Below are 18,249 nucleotides of genomic sequence, written 5' to 3' on the forward strand. Positions count from 1 at the left end.
TCTATTATAGCACAAAACAACCAATCTTTTCCTTAAAACACAGTTGAAAAAACATCAGCAAGGCTGATGCTAAGATTTGTTATCAAGATAATAAAGGGTGGTCTGCCACATTTTTTTGAACAGGCGACTGGTCCGCCAAAACCAAAATAAGGTAGTTGGAATAAGAAAGAGATTGAAAATGAGAATGAACGCTAGATTGCCTTTGCCTATGGAAAAAAGTGTATAACCTACTAAGAAGGCCAAGAAAGCTCCCATAATCAGATTCACCAAAATCCCTAGCCAGCCCAACCAATAGCGACCTCCGAAAGGCTTGTGCTTTTTGGGATCAAAATCTGGCAATTCCGTCAAAAATTCAACGATTAATTCACCAATTATATTCGTACTAGTCCCTCCTCGTCATTGACCGATAAAACCGTGTACGAGCAACAACCCTTTTACAGGCAAAATAGGCATAGCTCACTAAAGCAAACGTCATCAGAAAAAATAGAATTCCAAGCAAAACGGTGCCATTACCAAATCGATGATAGAGCATCAAGGAAATGCTAGTTACAAAGATTAAGCAGGAAATTAGGGCAACCAAAACCAGACAGAAGGCTCCAACAACACTTAGCCAATAGCGAAAGCCGAAAGGCTTATACCGCTTATCATCATAGAAGACAGAACTTGCAATCACCAAGACCAATCCAAGCCAGACAAGATACCACATATTCAACTCTTCCATAGCCTACTCCTTTTTCTCAGTATAGCAAATTTTAGCAGAAGAAACAACTAAAAAAGAGGGTTTCCCCTCTTCAGAATTTATCTAGAATTTACTTTCTCATGCCTCCAAAGGTTTTGGGAACCTTTGGAGGTTGGAGATAATGGGAGTGGGAAAGAATTCGACCAGTCTAAAAAGAGTTCGTCTTCCCACCCCCGCACAGTTGATTAGGTCAGATTTGGAGTGTGAAACACGAATAAATCTGCCAATCAACCACTGCGCTGAGATGTTGACACGAACTCTGAGAAGCGAGGCTGGACTTTCTGCCCAGACGCATCCAAAAAGCTGTAGAAGACAGTTAAAGATTGAAAATAGAGCGAACAGAGTTCGCACCATTCGTTAGGTCTAGTTTGGAGCGTAAAACTCGAACTATCGAGGATTGTTTCACAATCCCTGTTTCCCACCTTTCACAATTCCCCGAACCTTTTGAACAATCAACCCCTGCGCTAATGTAATTTTGTTAATCAAAGAACTAGAGGTTGGACTTTATGCCCAACCTCCTCTTTCAAAATAAGTTCAATTACTGACCTTCTGTGGCCAGTGTGTCTGATGCTGAAACCTCTGCTGTAGGAGCTGTAGGTGCAACTTCCTCTGGAGCTAATTCAGCCGGCGGTGCTACAGAAGGCTCCACAGGAACCTCTACAACCGCTGGTACTTCATAATATTCCTCTACAACTGGTTGTTCTATCACTACTTCTGGTGCAGGAGCCAGTTCAGCCTGGCTTGGTTCGGTTTGATTGTCTGCCGCCTGGTCTTTCTGGTGCTTCTCAACATATTTGCGGGTTTCTTCTGCCCGAATCTTTTCAGCCTTTAATTTTGCCTGTGTTTCTGCTTCTTTCTGCTTAGCAATCGCTTGCTTAACCGTATCGATTCGCTTCTGCAGGCTCTCTTTTGCAGTCGTAGCCTGTAACTTATCCACAGCAGCCTGGGCAGCTTTCAAGTCAGCCTCACTGGAAGATTTTTCCAATTTTTTCACAGCTTTTTCAGCCGAAGAGAGACTGGTATCAACCGTTTCAGACTGCTCAGCCCTAGTCTCTTTTGTTGCAGTTGAGCCATTGAACCAAATTGCCAATAAACTAATGGATAAAATCAACACGATACCTGCAATTATGCCAATTTCATCCAAGGATAATTTTTCATCTTTTCGATTCATTTTCGTTTCCTCATACTAACATTCTACACTCGTAATGAAAAATCTACTTATTTTGCGGTCTTCACCTTGCCATCCCAGCCATTCAAACCATAGCTCAAGATATAGATGTCATTAAACCCTTGCTTTTTCAAATAAAGAGCTGCTGGGGTAACCAATTGACCACGGTCATTTTCATAGATCAAAACAGGCTTGTCCTTGCGAAGGGCATTAGTACTTTGCTTGAGCTGCTGGTAGGGAATATTCCGCGCACCCAAAATGTGCTTGCGGTTATACTCGCCCGGCTCGCGCAGGTCAATCAGCTGACCACCATGGATTTTCTGCGCAAATTCCGCATTGTCAATGACCTGGGCTGCACGGCGCAATCTCCAATAATTAAAGCCCATCCAGGCACCCAATAGGGCTACAAATAATAAAAGTGTCCACAAGGTTTCCATCTACTTCTCCTTCAATCTCTGGTACTCTAATTCCAAACGATGTTCCCGACGTAAAACCAACTCAGCCTCCATGTATTCCAGCCTATCCAGAACTCCAGCCTGGTAGACCCGATTGAGCTCAATCTGCATCATTTCAATATCATACAAACGATTTCCCATATACACAATGATACCAAAACGTTTGAGCAACTGCTGCACATCGTAAAGTCGTTCCATAAGAAAATTCTAGCAAAATATAGGGATATTTTCAATAGAGAAATGAAGGTTAAAGCAAAATTCGACTAGAAAAAGACCTGCCGAGTGCAAGCCTTTTCCTGTGAATAGAGGTTCTAGCTATATATAGCCCTTTTCCTGTGCAATCTTTACAGCAGCTGTGCGGTTTTCAGCACCCAGCTTGGACAGGATAGAGGTCATGTAGTTGCGGACTGTCCCATCAGAAAGGTGGAGCTGGCTGGCAATTTCCTTATTGGACAGACCTTCTGCCACCAGCTTGAGTAGTTGACTTTCCAAGTTGGTCAAGGGACTGCGTTGGGTTAGGAGAATATCCATCAACTCTGGTGAATATTCCTTCCGCCCCGCCAAGACAGTTTCAATGGTCCGCATGAGGTCTGCGATGGAGCGTTCCTTGAGCACATAGGCATCCACATCTGCCTTGACCGCCCGCTCAAAATAGCCCGGTCGCTTGAAGGTGGTCATGATGACAACCTTGACAGGCAAGACTTGCCCCCGCACCCATTCCAAGACATCTAGGCCCGTCTTTTCAGGCATTTCTATATCTAATAGCACCACATCTACGGGCTCTTTTTTCAAAAGAGCAATGGCCTGACTGCCGTTTTCAGCCTGTAAAACAGCCTCAACCGCATTTTGAAAGCCCAAGAGTTGACAGAGGGCGTCCCGCAGCATGGCTTGGTCTTCTGCGACTAAGATTCTCATTCTACCACCTCCTCAAACGGAATTCGTATGGACAGACAGGTGGGCTTGGCTAGAGAGATAAATTCCAAACTGCCTTTGACCGTTACCAACCTGTCTTTTATGGTATGCAATTCCTGACCAGTCAACTGGGCAAAGCCCACTCCATTGTCTTCGTAGTGCAAAACCAATTCTTGCTGGTCTTTTTCAAAAACCAAACGGCATTTGCTAGCCTGGCTGTGCTTGAGCAGGTTGTTGGCCAACTCTCTCAGCACCATAGCCAGCTTGTTCTGGACGGGCAAGCTGAGCTGCTCTGCTATTTCCCCGCCCAAGACGACCAAATCCACTCCTGCCAAATCCAACATCTGCTGTAAAATCTGGAGTTCCTCTGCCACAGTGTGTTGCTTGAGGGACTGGACAATCTGGCGGACCTCCTGCATGGAGTCCTTGGCCAAGGTCTGAAGGTCTGCCACTTCCGTCTTGGCCTGGTCAATCTGATCATGGTCTAAAAGTGTCTGGACCAGCTCAGCCTTGACAGACAGCATGGCAAAGACATGCCCCAGCGTATCGTGCAAGTCCTGACCGATACGGTTGCGTTCATTCTCAGCCAGCAGGAGATTGATGGACGCATTCTGCTCCTGTAAGCGTTGCTGAAGGGCTTCCCGCTTGGTTTCAATCCAACTGAAAATCAGCAAGGCCAAGCCGAAAAAGTGAATAACAAGTGCAAAAGCTCTCATCTCAAAAGGAACAGGGCCAAAGAGAGCCCATAGGATAATAGCCAGCAACAAAAGCCCGTAGGACACCGTCCGATAGGTCGGTCGATTCTCTTTATAATACCAGCCCAACATATTGGACAGGTTAAAGATGAAGAGGGAAAATTGCAGATTGCCCCAAAAACTCATGACGGCGATATAGCCAATCAGGTAAAACCAAGCCAGCATGGAATAGAGCTTATGGTCAGTATAAAACAGAGAACAATAGACCAAGGCAAAGAGAATAGTAGCTAGGACAACTGCCGTCGGATTGGGACTATACTGGGCATAGTAAAAGGGAAAATAGAGAAAGACCATGCCCACGAAGAACATGAGAGGTACCTTTCTTTTTTCAAATATCATCTGTCACCTCACTACTGCTCCGATTTTCTATTCATAATCAGAGCAATTCCTAAGAAAATTATCGCATAGCCTAGGACAATTAGCAAGGATTTCCAGAGAAAATCTCCCTCTTGAGCGTAAGTGGTCACCAGCTGGTTGGCATGGTAGCTGGGCAGGACTTTGCAGATTCGCTGTACCCAGTCTGGAAAGAGGGAAACAGGCATCCAAGAGCCGCCCATGATAGCCAGAACAAAATAGAGCAAGTTTGCCACAACCGACATGGCCTGTTCAGACTGGATTTGCACCAAGAGCAAGCCAATAGCTAGAAATACGATAGAGGTTACTAAAAGTAAGAGAGCCGAAATTACCCATTCCTGAGCTGTCATCTCTACCCCCTTGACCAAGCCACCCACTGCAAAAACAATGGCAATAGAAGACACAAAGCAGAGCAAGACCCGCACGAGTTTGGAAAGATAGTATTGCCAGATTGGCAGGGGCGAATGTTGGATAAAGGTCAACCAGCTATTCTTTCTGTCCTCTGCCAGCATCATGGGAAAGGTGAAAAGGGCAAAGCCCGACATGGAAAAGCCTGTCATGGTCAGCATGTAGGACTGGATAAAGGCCTTTTGCATGGCTGCATCATCAAACTGGACAGTTGATGAAAAGATCAGGAAAAAGATGACGGGCATGCCGATAGATAGGAGAAAAACTCCCAAACTTCTGGATAATTTTACCGCCTCTACTTGAACTAATGCTTTCATGATACTTCCTCCCTCGTCTTGTCAAATAAGCTGTTGAGCAGGGTTTTGTTCTGAACCTCTAGGTCTGAAATCCGACAACCTGCCTCCTGCAAGCTAGCCCAAACCCGCTCAACGTCTCGGGTCTTGAAGCTGACCGTGTCTTGTTTATTGCTGATTTCATTGATTGCAGCTAAGCTCTCCACCACCGCCGAAAAGGCAATCGGCAAAGTCACTTCTTTTTCTTGCTCCTCACTCCGCATGGCAAATGGCGTGGTATCTCTTAGTAACCGCCCCTGGTGCAAGACCAAAATCCGCTCCGCCGTATGCTCCACTTCCTCGATATAGTGGCTGGTATAAAAAATAGTCACACCCTGATCCTTGAGCTCATGGACAATCTCCCAAAAACGCTGGCGGGTCGAAGTATCCATGCCCGCCGTCGGCTCGTCCAAGAAGAGCAACTTGGGCTTGCCAATCAGGCAGACGACGAAAGCCAAGAGCCGCTTCTGACCACCCGATAGCTTGCCGGCCAGTTGATTTTTTTGCTCTGGGGAAAAGCAGAGCAGGCTGTCGATTTCCACATCTGTCAGACTATCCTTGTAGATGGCTTGGAAAAAGCGGAGCAATTCCTTGACCTTCAGGTCTGTCGGAATGGCATTTTCTTGTGGTAAGACTGCTACCTTTTCCTTATTAGACTGAGCCTGTGGAGCCAGACCGTCCAACAAAACCTGCCCTTTCGTCGCCTTCCTATCTCCCAACAAACAAGACATAAGCGTCGTTTTTCCAGCCCCGTTTGGACCAATTAAAGCCACACATTCCCCAGACTTGATTTCAAAGGAAATATTGGACAAAATTGTCCGTCCTTTGATGACTTTTTCTAGTGCTTGTACTTCTATCATTTTTCTACCTCCTACTTCTTGATCATCTTACATACATAGTATATCTCGAAAATGAAGCCCGCACTAGAAGCCTTTGTCATGGACTCATGTGACAAATGTCATATTATTGTCATTTAGTTTATCTTTGAATATTTTCATCTAATTTTGCTTTGATACATCGACACTTTCGACTTGCTGCACTCTTCATAAGTGACTTGATTGCAAGTTTCATCCACAATCCAGTCTAAAATCTAATTCATTCAACTATCGTCTATGCAGCAAAAAAAGAGTCCTACTGGACCCTTCATCTATTTACAATTTCGGAGCTTGTCCCAATTCTGCCTGCAGCATCCAAATATGCTTATCAAGGCTGGCCTTGGCAACGTTGAAAATATCATTGGTCACGCTGTCGCCCTCTTCATCGCTAATGTCAAAACCTTCCTGGAAGAGGGTAGCCAATGTACGAAACACTTCTACGATACGCGCTAACTGCTGTTCCAAGGTCAAGCTGTATCTTCCCGGAACCTCCTTGAGTTGACTGTTTTCCGAAAATTCTACAAGCGTTGAAAATGGAGCGCCACCCAAGGTAATCAAACGTTCACTCATTTCATCTAGGTAACCATCCAACTCATCCATGTATTCATCCATTTTTGGATGCCAAATCATAAATCCAGCACCACGCATGTACCAATGAACCTGATGCAAGATAGAATGAGCCACTGACAGGTCTGCGACAGCCTGATTGAGAACAGCCTTGGTATCCTGATAGTTCAGAGATTTCCCCAGAGACAGACTAGCAACTTCAGCTGATGGCTTCAATATTTCTTTTTTCATAAAAGGAACCTTCTTTCTTTTATTTATATTTATTATAATATTATTTCAATAAATGTGCAACTAATTACCCTCTAGTGAGAAGTCCATTTTTAGACAAGCAAAGCGCTTGCAAAATGAGGATATTTAAGGTATTCTATAGATAGTCAACACGTGGGAATTTCTCCCATCACTCCCTATAACATCTATTGGAGGTTCATATGTCAGAAGAAAAATTCGGTGCTAAATTAGATCAATTGACTGGTTCTGTCAAAGAGGGCTTGGGCAAATTGACAGGTGATAAAGAGCTTGAAGTGGAAGGTCTTGTTGAAAAAGGGCTCGGCAAAGCTAAAGAGTTGGTCGAAGATGCCAAGGGCTTTGTAGAAGATGCTAAAGACGGCCTCGAAGGTGCTGTCAACGGTATCAAAAACGCCTTTGACAAGGACGAAAAATAAACATGCTAAGGTAACTTCGGTTGCCTTTTCTTGTGAAGTGAAAGGAAAATCATGAAAAAAATTGCATTTGTCTGTCTTGGAAATATCTGTCGCAGTCCAATGGCTGAATTTGTCATGAAAGACTTGACCGACGACTACCACATCGAAAGCCGTGCCACATCAGGCTGGGAACACGGCAATCCTATCTATCCGGGAACCCAGAAGATTTTCAAAAAATACCAGATTCCCTACAGTAGTAGCAAGACATCTCAGCAGATTTCAGCAGCGGATTTTAAGGAATTTGACTATATCATCGGCATGGACAGCAACAATGTCCGTGACCTAAAAAAGATGGCTCCTCCTTCTGCCCAAGATAAAATCTACCAATTTGCCGACAGATCCGTTCCCGACCCTTGGTACACAGGGGATTTCGAGGAAACTTATCAAATGATCAGCCAGGGCTGCAAGGACTGGTTGGAACGGCTAAAATAAGCAGAGGAATTACGTAACATTTTTGTAATATATGAGAAAAAATGGTAAAATAGTAGGCGAATCTATTCTAGTAAGGGACAAGACATGAAAAGCATGCATTATTCGCTTCCAGAAGATTGGAAGGCCTTCCTCACAAGGCAAAATATCGAACGGTTGACACTCCTATTTATCCTAATCTGCCTGATTTCCGTCTTTATCGGACGCATTCCCAGCCAACGAACCTTGACCCTAGATGACGGTAAAATCAAGTATAGCGGCACCGTCTTGGCCAATAAAATGGACGGTAAGGGCAAGCTGACCTTTGAAAATGGAGATACCTATGAAGGACAGTTTAAAAATGGCAGTTTCAATGGTCAGGGAACCTTCACTTCAAAGGATGGTTGGAGCTATTCAGGTCGATTTGTCAATGGCCTGGCTGATGGAAAAGGTAAGCTAACAACCAAGGCAAAATCAGTCTACGAAGGAACGTTTAAGCAGGGGATTTATCAACATGAGGATTAAATGGTTTTCAACGATTCGAGTGCTAGGACTGGTAATGGTCCTGCTCTATCATTTTTACATCAAATATTTCTCTGGAGGCTTTGTCGGAGTTGACCTCTTCTTCACCCTATCCGGCTATCTGACGACTGCCCTGATTATTGACCAATTTCATGCCGACAAGGAGTTCGATTTCAAGGCATTTCTAAAACGGCGCTTGTACCGTATTTTCCCACCTTTGGTCCTGCTGATTCTGACCGTCACACCTCTGGCTCTCCTGATTCGTAATGATTTTACAGCCAATATCGGACGGCAAATCACAGCTGCTCTGGGCTTTATGACCAACATCTATGAAATTTTGGCCGGTGGTGGATACGAAAATCAATTTACCCCCCATCTCTTTGTTCACACCTGGACCCTTGCGATTGAAGTCCAATTCTACATCATCTGGGGGCTAGCTCTCTGGTGGATAACGCGGCAAGCCAGGTCTGTAGGACAACTTAGAGGAACTATTTTCCTCAGTTCAGGCCTCCTATTTGTCCTTAGCTTCTTTGGAATGTTTATTTCTAGCTTCTTTGTCACAAGCTATTCTAGGATTTACTTCTCTACACTAGCTCACTCCTTCCCCTTCTTTCTGGGGAGCCTGCTTGCGACCATTGTAGGCATCAAGCATACTACAACCGGTTTCCAGAAAATGGTGCAACAATGGGATTTACGGAAGACCCTATTGGTTTTCTCAGGTGGTCTGGGCTTAGAAGCCCTCCTCCTCTTCTTCCTACGGTTTGATTCGATTTTCACCTATCTTTTCGGTTTCTTCCTCTCAAGTCTGGCAACCTGTGCCATGATTCTTGCGGCTAGAATCTTACACGAAAAGACAGCAAGCGTGAAGGAGCCGGTAGCTATCCAGTTTCTGGCGGATATTTCCTACGGTATCTACCTTTTCCACTGGCCCCTTTACATTATCTTCAATCAACTGATTTCCAACCACCTTCTGGCCGTTGGACTGACCTTGCTTGTGACACTGCTGATGGCTAGCCTATCCTACTATGTTCTAGAGCCTTATATTGCAGGCAGGACGGGAAAACTCTTTGGTCTGGAAATTGATTTAGTTCCCTATACCAAATGGTTGGCTATAACGTTCGGTGTTCTCAGCTTGCTTACCTTGGGCATTAGTTTGTTTGTTCCAAAACTCGGTGATTTAGACCATTCGCTTATGGTGGAAAGCCTCAAGCAGGCAGATACCCGCATGACACAGACCAAAAACTTTGCCGAAAAGGGAAAAGCCAGCCATTTTGATATCACAGACGGAGTGACCATTATCGGTGATTCTGTGACACTTCGAGCAAGCGAGCACCTACACGCAGCCCTGCCTGATGCTATGATTGATGCGGAGAAGAGCCGGAATACCATCCAGGCTAACGAGATTCTACAGACCAATATTGACAATGGAACACTCTTGAAAAATGTTGTGGTAGCAACCGGTGCCAATGTGGTCAGCAATTACCAGGAAGAGCTGAAGAAAATGGTTGATATCCTGCCGAATGGTTACCGCTTGATTCTAGTGACCCCCTACGATGGTAACTCTGCTACGTACGATGACCCAATAGCTGAAAAACATGCGCGTTACATTCGTCAATTAGCCAAGGATTATGACTTTATCACCGTGGCTGATTGGAATGCCGTTGCCAAGCAAAATCCTCAGATTTGGGCCGGCACAGACAATATTCATTTTGGTAGCGAACCAAGCACCATCAATGAAGGTGGACAACTCTTTGCCCAAACGGTTCAAGAAGCTCTGAAAGAAGCAGAAAACGGCCCGATTAAGAATAAATAAGACCATTGTTGAAAGCAAATAAGCGAGGTAGGAGCCTCGCTTATTATTTTTGTTTACTCTGAAAACGCCATTCGAAGCGTTTTTGATCATAGAAAGGATAGAGGACTGACAGCAGAAAGCCTGCCAACAGCCAACCACCGATAATGTCTGTTGGAAAATGAACGCCGATGTAAATCCTTGAAATCGCAACTAGAGCCGCTAAAATGAGCAGACCAGCTTGAAGCAAGAGCTTTAGTGCTCCCTTCTTCATTCGTTGCTGAATAATGATAACCACCGCTCCTGCAATCATCATGGTCGAGGCAGTGTGCCAGCTAGGATAGGAATAACCAATCGTATCGATTAACCATTCAATACTAGGGCGCGGCCGTTGGTAGACATATTTCAGGGCTGTTGATGCCACCCCCATAACCGCAAAACTAGCAAGAATCAAGGAAGCCTCCATCTTCCACTTTTTATAAAAATAGAAGAAAGCTGCAAGGAGCAAGGAAATAGTCAGAATAATCACTGTATTTCCAAGAACCGTAATCGAGGTCCAAAACTGGCTGGCAGTGCTAGGTAGATTGCCACGGACAAGTGTCTGAATTGCCGTGTCAAAGCCTGCGACTGCCTCTGGATAGAATTTGACCGTATAGCCTAGAATAACAAAGGCCAGGGCCAAAAAAGATGCGTTTCGTAAATGTGTTTGTTTGTTTTTCATGTATTTAGTTTACCATAGAATGGTTAAACTTTCTTTAAAATTGGCTGGGCTGCCTTGTAACATACATAGAAAGCCAGCGACAGCACGATTCCCTGCAAGAGGTTGAAGGGAAGGACCATGGCAAAGAGATAGTTGCCAAGTCCTAGAATTTGTTTGATATCGAAGCCTGCAAAGGTCACATAGACTGGAACAGCATAAACATAGTTCATGACCAGCATGACCAAGGTCGATGTAATTGTTGCCACAGCTGCTGTTTTCACATAATTTTTCACTGTCTGATCTTTTTTCCAAATGTAGGCCACTGCTAGAATAAAGACTGACATAGCTGCAATATTCATTGGCAGACCAATAATGGTCGATGCACCTTGGTTGTTCAAAATCAACTTGAGCAAGGTCCGGATGAAAAGAATCGCAAAGCTTGATTTCAAATCCAGCATCAAGAGACCAAAGAGAATGGGTACGATTGAAAAGTCCACTTCCAGGAAATTAGCTGTTGGAATCAGCGGAAATTTCAAGTACATGAGCAGAAAAGATACTGCTGAGAGAATGGCGATAATCGTCATTTTGCGTGTGTTTGTCATAAAGGTTCCTCCAATTTTTGAAAATTGAAGAAGGCCAAGAGAGCAGGCCGAGGCCAACTACTTCGTCTTCTCCCATCCAGACTGTACTGTCGGTTGTGGAATTGCACCACATCAGCTTGCGCTCGCAGACTTATTTACTAGATAATTTCTTTTTTGACACTTGTCTAAGGTGGTAGGGCCGTAGCAAACCTTCGGTTTCATGACTTATTTTCGAGCCTAAGGTCTCGAAAACCCCCTGTCATCCTATTCAAAAATAGGATAACTTTCACCATGGCGACAAGCGTCGGACTTGCGACCTTCGGTCGCTCCTGCTGCCGCCCTCAAAGAAAAATTTTCAAAATAGAGAAACTATCTTAACAAAATCACTGCCGGTCGGGAATTTCACCCTGCCCTGAAGACTATTTAATGATACCAAAAAAGCCTTGCCTCTGCAAGACTTTGGTAATGATATCACATTATTTGAGTTTGTCCCCTTCATAGGTATGGACCAGGTCAAGGCCTGCAAATTCCTGCTGACGCAGGGCTTCATAGACAATCATGCAGACTGTATTGGATACATTGAGGCTACGGACATGCTCATCGTTCATGGGAATGCGGATAGCCTTTTCTGGATGCTGGCGCATGAATTCTTCTGGCAGGCCCTTGTCCTCACGCCCAAAAAGAAAATAATGGATTCCCTCCTGATAGGACTGGTTGGAATAGGTCTTATCAGCGAATTTTGACACCAGATGTACCTGGCCATGCTGGCTGGCGTAGGTCATAAATTCATCTAAATTTTCATAAAAACGTACGTCCAGCTTGTCCCAGTAATCAAGACCAGCTCGTTTCATCTTGCTATCATCAATAGGAAAACCCATGGGCTTGATAATGTGCAGAGGACTGTTGGTCGCAGCACAGGTCCGGGCGATATTGCCCGTATTCTGGGGAATTTGTGGCTCAAACAGAACGACGTGGTTTTTAGCTGTTTCTTCTTTGTAGTGCAATTCTTCGATATTCATTATCTTTCATCTCATTTCAAGTAAAAAAAATGCCACACTGCCCGGAGTCAAGCTCAGCAAACAGCATGGTGAATGATGATTCATTCACTTAACTCACAACAGGTTTGAGTTAAATCAATGAAATCGTGTTACTATTATACCGCTCAGTTGATGCCTCTGTCAAGGATTTATTCCCAAAAATCACCATTTTTCGCTATTTTTTACACCTTTTCATACTTTATTTCTTCTCAGGCTAAAATGGTCCGGTACTGGATCCTCACCACCTTCCACAAAGGGATGACAGCGCCCAATACGGGCCAGGCCCATCAAGAATCCCTTTGAGCCGTGCTTCTGCAAGGCCACAATCATATAGGCCGAGCAGGTAGGTCGATAACGGCAAGACGGTGGAAAGAGGGGAGAGATAAATCGTTGGTACAGCCGGACCAGGCCGATAATGAGCCTGATCATTTCTTCTTAGCTGGCTTGGTAACAGCCATGGTATGGAGCTTGCTGATGTCCTTCTTATTGAGCTTGCGGTACTCACCTGGATGCAGACCTGTCAAGTCTAGATTACCAAAACGAGTCCGAGACAGCTTGTCCACCTGTAGACCAACCGCTTCAAACATCTTCTTAACCTGGTGATTGCGCCCCTCATGGATAGTCAATTCGACCACCGAACGGTTCTTGACAGGGTCCACCTTGATAATCTCATAGACAGCTGGCTTGGTTTTCTTACCATCAATGACCACTCCACGGGTCAAGGGACGAAGAACGTCCTTATTGGCAACCCCCTTGACACGCGCCAGATAGACCTTATCAATCTCATTGCGCGGGTGAATCATCTCGTCTGTGAAATCTCCATCGTTGGTCAAAATCAAGACACCTGATGTATCCCAGTCCAGACGACCCACAGGATAAATCCGTTCCTTGACCGTAGGCAAAAGGTCTACGACCGTCTTTCTACCCTTGTCGTCCGATACGCTGGAAATAACTCCACGAGGCTTGTTGAGCAGGTAATAGACCTTCTCTTCATTGTAAATAGGCTGGCCTTCTACCTCAACCCTGTCACCAGACTTGATGACAGTTCCCAATTCACGCACCACCTGACCATTGACAGTTACCAGCCCCTGCTTGATCAATTCCTCAGCCTTGCGTCGGCTGGCAATGCCTGCGTGGGCAATATATTTGTTAATTCTCATCTTCTAACTCATTTCTTTCTAGGAAAAGCTCTGTTTCCTCATCTTTCAGGTCCAAATCTGACACATCCGGCAATTGGTCCAGGCTGTTAATCCCCATGTAGTCCAAAAAATAATCAGTGGTCACATAGAGATTTGGCCGGCCCAACACCTCCTTCTTGCCATTTTCCCGAATCAAATCAAAAGCCTGGAGCTTACTAATGGCACCGCTGGAATTGACCCCACGGATGTCATCCACCTCTATCCGTGTAATGGGCTGCTTGTAGGCAACAATAGACAGGGTTTCCAAGAGGGCCCGGGACATGGTCTGGTTTATCGGTGTCTTGGCATAAATCCGCAAGAGCTCGGCAAATTCCTTCTTGGTTACCAGCTTGTAGCGGTTGGATGATTCCAAGAGTGCCAGACCAGAATCCTTATCCGCCATGTACTTTTCAGATAATTTCTCCAACTGCTGGATGAGGGCGGTCGGCTGCATGTCCAGCATCTCCGCTAGATTACGCAAGGTCAGGCCTTCCTCACCTGCCACAAATAGCAGGACTTCTATTTCAGCTAATCGGCTCATACTCCCTCCTTACTAGGTAAATATCCCCAAAAGCCTCCGTTTGTTCAAAGCTAATCTCATGGACCTTGACCAACTCCAAAGTGGCCAGAAAAATGGTGATAACCTCATTGATATCCTGACTATCCTTAAAGAGCTGGCGCAACTCCAGACGCGAACTAGCCTTAAAGTGACTACGGACCAGGTCCATCATGTCCTCAATCTTGTACTCATCTCTGGCAATGGTCGTATGCGATTGGCGCAGGCTGGCCTGCTTTTCAGCCATGACTTTGGAAAAAGCCAGGAACAAATCGACAACGGTCTTATCCTGGACCAGTTGCACATCTTCGTAGACCAGCTCTTCCTTGGGCTTGGAGAAACTCTTGGCCCGCTCATCATGCTGCTCTCCCAGCTTCTCGCTGAGAAGTTTGAATTTGCGGTACTCTTCCAATTGGTCCAAGAGCTCCAGCTCTGGGTCATCTTCTGGGTCTGTCTGCTCCACTACCTTGGGCAGGAGCCTCCGACTCTTGATGACCACCAACTGACTGGCCATAAGCATGTATTCCCCTGCCACTTCCAGCCGCATGGCCTGCAAGGTGGCAATATAGGTTAGATACTGCTCAATGACCTCTGTAATCGGCACCTGGTAGATGTCCATCTGGTACTTGGACACCAGGTGGAGCAAGAGGTCCAGAGGTCCTTCAAAATCTTTCAGTTTAATATCCATTACTTGTATTTTTCCAAACTCATGCTTGATTTCAAGCCCAATTGTTTGACCAACTGGTCCAGAGACTTGCCTTGCTTGATTTGCCCCAGAATATACTGTTCTCTCAATTTCTGGGCGGTCCAATCTGACCGACCTATGGAGCTAACAAATTCAGTCAAGCGATTAAAGAACCACTGGCGGGAATAGGTTTGCCCTTTTTTGTCAAAAAGATAGACACCGGTCAAGCGATTTTCTAGGTAGGGCAGGATTTCTTTAGGTATATCCAGGACCCTCTTGGTCTGACCCTTCTGGACAGTCAACACCTGAAAATCTAGGTTGAGGTCATCCACAGTCAGCTCTGCTATTTCACTAGGCGTCAGCCCTAAAAAGCCAATCAAAAGAGCAATGGTCTGCCCATCAAGAAAGGCTGTCTCCGTCCATAAGGGGGACAAATCTTCCACCTGTGGTCGCTGCTTGATAGTGGCAGGGCTGGTCAGGGCCTTGAGCTTATAAAATCGCTCCAGCTGCCCCTCCTCGTAGAGAAAATAGAGGAACTGATTAACTGCTGACAACTTGCGCTTCTGGGCAGCAGGCTTCAGAGTCAAGAGCGTCTGCTGGTAGGTCAAGAGCGTCTGCTGGTTGACCTGGCCCTGGGTCACCTCCATGAATTGCTGTAGGTCATAGGTGTAGGACTTCTGACTGTTGCTGCTTATGGACTTGCTCCTGATAAATGCTGCAATCCAATCTTTCATTTTTTTGCCTCTTTAGACGGCAGGGGAAAGTTGTGGAGCAGGGCATTGATGGCCTTGAGAATGGATTTCCGAGTAATAATCCCCTTGAACTCCCCATTTTTACCCAGAACAGGAAGGAAGGACTGGTCGACCAATTTTCGCATAACTTCTGTCAGGTCGTAATCTTGACCAACTGTCTCCTCATCTGTCTTTGCAATCAGGGAAATATCGCTATTAAGCTCATCATCGCTCAAACCATTTTCAGCCTGGTAACGATTGATTTCCGTCAGGCCAATGGTGCCGAAAAATTGCCCTTCTTCAGTCACAACAGGTACCCGTGAATAGGACATGTGGCTGAGTAGGAGCTTAGCATGGTCGATATTATGGCTATCAATAATGACCGCCAGCTTATTGGCCGGAGTCAAAAAAGTCTCTTCTTGAGCCAGCAAAAATGCTTCAAATTCGCGTGCAATCATCGTGGAATGTCCTTTGTTAGTGGCTGATAAATCTGGTGCTGACGATTGTAGTGTTCAACATGGAAGTGACTATCTGTAATGGTCACCAGGGCATAGAGGCACTCTCTGACCAAGCCCCGTGGCTGACTGACTGATCCAGGATTGAGAAAGAGGGTCTTGCCCCGCAGCTCTGCATCGGGCACATGGAGATGCCCGTAGAGACAGATATCCGCCTCCACTTCTTGGGCCCAATAATCCAACCGCTGCCAACCATAATTGATGCCATAGAGATGGCCGTGGGTCTGGGCAATGGTCACATCCTCCAACCGGGTAATCAGCCTATCTGGATAGCCACCAAAGTAGTCACAGTTGCCATTGACAACGTATATTCCCTCCCAAAGCTGGTCTTGGCTGTCTAGCTCCGAATCTCCATTGTGAAAGATTGCATCAACCTTGCCAAGGTAATGGTGCTTAATTTCCTCTACAATCTTACGGTCTCCATGAGAATCACTCATGACTAGGATTGTCTTGCTTGCTCCTGCCATACTGGAAATGCCTCCAACAATTTTTCTAAGGCTTGCGCCCGGTGGGAAATCTTATTCTTCTCTTCTAGACTAAGTTCAGCCGACGTCTTGCCCGTCTCACCGACCAAAAAGAGCGGATCGTAGCCAAAGCCATTTTCTCCCTTGGGTTCTGTGCCAATATAGCCTGCCCAATCTGCCTCAACCACCAGGCTTTCCCGACCCGGTGCTGCCATGACCAAGGTGCAATGGAACTGGGCCGAGCGGTCCTTGGTCTCAAAAACCATGGCTAATTCGTGGAGCAACTTGGCATTGTTACGGCTGTCTGTCGCCTCTGGACCTGAAAAACGAGCTGACCAAACTCCTGGTAAACCGCCGAGGACATCTACCTTGAGACCCGAATCATCTGCCAGGACCATCTTGCCTGTCAGCTCTGCAATGGTTTCCGCCTTGAGACGGGCATTCTCCTCAAAAGTGGTCCCTGTCTCAGCCACATCTGGCAGGTCAGGATAGTTGTTGAGATTCTCGACCTGATAGCCCAATTTCTCAAAGAACTTACGAAATTCCTTGGTCTTGCCTTCATTTTTAGTGGCAATCAGAATACTGTCTCCAAGACCGGACAAGCCTTGCTCCTGACCAAAGAAAGCCTCTGTGGACACCCCTTCCTTGGGCAAGTAAACCAGGTGCAGTTTTTCGCCTTCGGTCACCAGCACAGTTCCCTGGTGCTGGATAGCCTTGAATTGGCGGTTGTTGAGGTCATTTAAGACATCGAGAGCAAACTGGATGAGTTTGAAATCCGAATGCAATCGAATAATCTCAATCTGGACGCACTGGTTGTAGTCATCTTCATATTTTGAGGCAATAAGTTGATCGAAAGCATGCCCCAATTGATATATTTCCTGCTCTCTTCCAGTCTCACCAAAGCTCCCAAATAGATTGGCAAAGCTCGCCTTGCCAATAAACCAATTCTGCTCGTCCCTGTATTCGTAAATCTTTTCTGTCATAGTTCTACACGCTCCACTTGAATATCAATGCCCAACCAGCTTTCTGCGATATCCTTAAAAGCCTCTGGGCTGGCTGTTGTATAAAATCGATGTTGAAGATTGGCCTCCGTCCGACTGCGATTGAGCTGGAAATAATTGAGCAAAACGGAGATATCCCGCGCTGTTTCTGCCCCAGAGTCAATCAGTTTTACATCCTGCCCCATGGCATTTTGAATGATAGCCCGCAGGAGGGGATAGTGGGTGCAGCCCAGCACCAGGGTATCCACCCTCCCCATAAGGGGCTTGAGGGTTTCGTAGACCACCTTCTTGGCCAGGCTAGACTGATGGCTATTGGACTCCACCAGAGGGACAAAGCGTGGGCATGCCAAGCTTTCAACCTGAGTTTCCGGCGACAGGGCCTGAATTTTTTCCCGGTAAATATCTGACTGGATAGTCATAGCTGTGCCCAACACTCCCACCTTGCCAGACTGGGTCGCCTTGATAGCAGCCGATGCCCCTGGTAAAATCACACCTAAAACTGGAATATCCAACTTTTCCTTAACCTCTTCCCAGGCAACAGCCGTCGCTGTATTGCACGCGAAAACAATCATTTTAACATTCTTGGTCAAGAGAAAATTGACCAGCTGCCAGGTATACTCTCTGATTTGTTGAGCTGGCCTTGGGCCGTAAGGGGCCCTGGCCGAATCGCCGATATAGACGACTTCTTCGTGGGGAAGTTGACGCATGAGTTCACGAACCACCGTCAGACCACCCACACCTGAATCTAAAAATCCGATTGGTCGATTATCCATATAGTTTCCTAGGACTTTCTCCAAACAAAAGGACTTGGGAATG

The 18,249-nt window shown here is 45.9% G+C and carries 25 protein-coding genes; 4 read left to right on the top strand and 21 right to left on the bottom strand.

From position 1 onward, the window contains the following. Positions 1-382: 382 nt before the first annotated feature. The 9 genes from ACHBIE_RS04335 to ACHBIE_RS04375 form a co-directional block, all read right to left on the bottom strand. Positions 383-721, bottom strand: coding sequence for an MFS transporter (locus tag ACHBIE_RS04335; RefSeq protein WP_105110457.1), 339 nt, complete (start codon positions 719-721; stop codon positions 383-385). A 556-nt stretch (positions 722-1,277) separates the two neighbouring features. Continuing rightward, positions 1,278-1,910, bottom strand: a complete 633-nt coding sequence (locus ACHBIE_RS04340; RefSeq protein WP_394732792.1) for a hypothetical protein — start codon at positions 1,908-1,910, stop codon at positions 1,278-1,280. Positions 1,911-1,957: 47 nt separating this feature from the next. Further along, positions 1,958-2,344 carry a rhodanese-like domain-containing protein gene (locus tag ACHBIE_RS04345; RefSeq protein WP_105123528.1) on the bottom strand — a complete coding sequence of 129 codons (387 nt, stop codon included), beginning with the start codon at positions 2,342-2,344 and terminating at the stop codon, positions 1,958-1,960. Next, positions 2,345-2,560: a YqgQ family protein gene (locus ACHBIE_RS04350; protein ID WP_105110460.1), complete on the bottom strand. Its 216-nt coding sequence runs from the start codon at positions 2,558-2,560 to the stop codon at positions 2,345-2,347. A gap of 117 nt (positions 2,561-2,677) precedes the next feature. After that, the gene (locus ACHBIE_RS04355; RefSeq protein ID WP_105160604.1) at positions 2,678-3,277 is read right to left on the bottom strand and encodes a response regulator transcription factor; all 600 of its coding nucleotides are present in this window, start codon (positions 3,275-3,277) and stop codon (positions 2,678-2,680) included. Continuing rightward, positions 3,274-4,368, bottom strand: coding sequence for a sensor histidine kinase (locus ACHBIE_RS04360; protein ID WP_394732793.1), 1,095 nt, complete (start codon positions 4,366-4,368; stop codon positions 3,274-3,276). The genes ACHBIE_RS04355 and ACHBIE_RS04360 overlap by 4 nt, the downstream gene beginning before the upstream one ends. Positions 4,369-4,379: 11 nt before the next feature. Next, a complete protein-coding gene (locus ACHBIE_RS04365; protein WP_394732794.1) occupies positions 4,380-5,108 on the bottom strand; it encodes an ABC transporter permease in 729 nt (242 codons plus the stop codon). After that, positions 5,105-5,983, bottom strand: a complete 879-nt coding sequence (locus ACHBIE_RS04370) for an ABC transporter ATP-binding protein (protein ID WP_394732795.1) — start codon at positions 5,981-5,983, stop codon at positions 5,105-5,107. The genes ACHBIE_RS04365 and ACHBIE_RS04370 overlap by 4 nt, the downstream gene beginning before the upstream one ends. Positions 5,984-6,274: 291 nt before the next feature. Continuing rightward, positions 6,275-6,796: a DNA starvation/stationary phase protection protein gene (locus ACHBIE_RS04375; RefSeq protein WP_394732796.1), complete on the bottom strand. Its 522-nt coding sequence runs from the start codon at positions 6,794-6,796 to the stop codon at positions 6,275-6,277. A gap of 197 nt (positions 6,797-6,993) precedes the next feature. Here ACHBIE_RS04375 and ACHBIE_RS04380 point away from each other — a divergent pair, with 197 nt between their 5' ends. The 4 genes from ACHBIE_RS04380 to ACHBIE_RS04395 all read left to right on the top strand — a co-directional run bounded on the left by ACHBIE_RS04380 (position 6,994) and on the right by ACHBIE_RS04395 (position 10,009). Next, positions 6,994-7,227, top strand: a complete 234-nt coding sequence (locus tag ACHBIE_RS04380) for a CsbD family protein (RefSeq protein WP_105160609.1) — start codon at positions 6,994-6,996, stop codon at positions 7,225-7,227. Positions 7,228-7,278: 51 nt separating this feature from the next. Next, complete coding sequence (locus ACHBIE_RS04385; protein ID WP_394732797.1) at positions 7,279-7,698, top strand: low molecular weight protein-tyrosine-phosphatase; 420 nt, start codon at positions 7,279-7,281, stop codon at positions 7,696-7,698. Between the two features lie 84 nt (positions 7,699-7,782). Beyond that, a complete protein-coding gene (locus ACHBIE_RS04390; RefSeq protein ID WP_105136862.1) occupies positions 7,783-8,199 on the top strand; it encodes a hypothetical protein in 417 nt (138 codons plus the stop codon). Further along, positions 8,189-10,009: an acyltransferase family protein gene (locus tag ACHBIE_RS04395; RefSeq protein WP_394719216.1), complete on the top strand. Its 1,821-nt coding sequence runs from the start codon at positions 8,189-8,191 to the stop codon at positions 10,007-10,009. Before ACHBIE_RS04390 ends, ACHBIE_RS04395 begins: the two co-directional genes overlap by 11 nt. A gap of 43 nt (positions 10,010-10,052) precedes the next feature. Here the strand turns inward: ACHBIE_RS04395 and ACHBIE_RS04400 are convergent, their stop codons facing one another. From ACHBIE_RS04400 to racE, 12 genes are all read right to left on the bottom strand, one after another. Continuing rightward, positions 10,053-10,706 (bottom strand): phosphatase PAP2 family protein, encoded by a 654-nt coding sequence (locus ACHBIE_RS04400; protein WP_105123522.1) that lies wholly within the window; start codon positions 10,704-10,706, stop codon positions 10,053-10,055. Between the two features lie 23 nt (positions 10,707-10,729). After that, positions 10,730-11,287 (bottom strand): ECF transporter S component, encoded by a 558-nt coding sequence (locus ACHBIE_RS04405; protein WP_105123521.1) that lies wholly within the window; start codon positions 11,285-11,287, stop codon positions 10,730-10,732. A gap of 455 nt (positions 11,288-11,742) precedes the next feature. Next, positions 11,743-12,285 (bottom strand): tRNA (cytidine(34)-2'-O)-methyltransferase, encoded by a 543-nt coding sequence (locus ACHBIE_RS04410; protein WP_105111932.1) that lies wholly within the window; start codon positions 12,283-12,285, stop codon positions 11,743-11,745. A gap of 210 nt (positions 12,286-12,495) precedes the next feature. Further along, on the bottom strand, positions 12,496-12,732 hold the full coding sequence (gene yidD / locus ACHBIE_RS04415; RefSeq protein WP_125266086.1) for a membrane protein insertion efficiency factor YidD: 237 nt from the start codon (positions 12,730-12,732) through the stop codon (positions 12,496-12,498). Continuing rightward, positions 12,729-13,463, bottom strand: a complete 735-nt coding sequence (locus ACHBIE_RS04420) for a pseudouridine synthase (protein WP_394732798.1) — start codon at positions 13,461-13,463, stop codon at positions 12,729-12,731. The genes yidD and ACHBIE_RS04420 overlap by 4 nt, the downstream gene beginning before the upstream one ends. Continuing rightward, on the bottom strand, positions 13,453-14,022 hold the full coding sequence (gene scpB / locus ACHBIE_RS04425; protein ID WP_105111929.1) for an SMC-Scp complex subunit ScpB: 570 nt from the start codon (positions 14,020-14,022) through the stop codon (positions 13,453-13,455). Before scpB ends, ACHBIE_RS04420 begins: the two co-directional genes overlap by 11 nt. Then, positions 14,006-14,725 (bottom strand): segregation/condensation protein A, encoded by a 720-nt coding sequence (locus tag ACHBIE_RS04430; protein WP_105123519.1) that lies wholly within the window; start codon positions 14,723-14,725, stop codon positions 14,006-14,008. Before ACHBIE_RS04430 ends, scpB begins: the two co-directional genes overlap by 17 nt. Next, complete coding sequence (gene xerD, locus ACHBIE_RS04435) at positions 14,725-15,456, bottom strand: site-specific tyrosine recombinase XerD (RefSeq protein ID WP_105123518.1); 732 nt, start codon at positions 15,454-15,456, stop codon at positions 14,725-14,727. The genes ACHBIE_RS04430 and xerD overlap by 1 nt, the downstream gene beginning before the upstream one ends. Continuing rightward, positions 15,453-15,911, bottom strand: a complete 459-nt coding sequence (cbpB, locus tag ACHBIE_RS04440) for a cyclic-di-AMP-binding protein CbpB (protein WP_125266090.1) — start codon at positions 15,909-15,911, stop codon at positions 15,453-15,455. The genes xerD and cbpB overlap by 4 nt, the downstream gene beginning before the upstream one ends. Continuing rightward, entirely contained in the window at positions 15,908-16,435 is a 528-nt protein-coding gene (locus tag ACHBIE_RS04445; RefSeq protein WP_105111925.1) for a metallophosphoesterase, read from the bottom strand. The genes cbpB and ACHBIE_RS04445 overlap by 4 nt, the downstream gene beginning before the upstream one ends. Next, a complete protein-coding gene (locus tag ACHBIE_RS04450) occupies positions 16,408-17,415 on the bottom strand; it encodes a nucleoside-triphosphate diphosphatase (RefSeq protein WP_257117511.1) in 1,008 nt (335 codons plus the stop codon). Before ACHBIE_RS04450 ends, ACHBIE_RS04445 begins: the two co-directional genes overlap by 28 nt. After that, complete coding sequence (gene racE / locus ACHBIE_RS04455; protein ID WP_394732799.1) at positions 17,412-18,206, bottom strand: glutamate racemase; 795 nt, start codon at positions 18,204-18,206, stop codon at positions 17,412-17,414. Before racE ends, ACHBIE_RS04450 begins: the two co-directional genes overlap by 4 nt. Positions 18,207-18,249: the final 43 nt, after the last annotated feature.

The sequence above is a fragment of the Streptococcus sp. A23 genome (genome assembly GCF_043674155.1).
In the GTDB taxonomy this organism is placed as follows: domain Bacteria; phylum Bacillota; class Bacilli; order Lactobacillales; family Streptococcaceae; genus Streptococcus; species Streptococcus suis_V.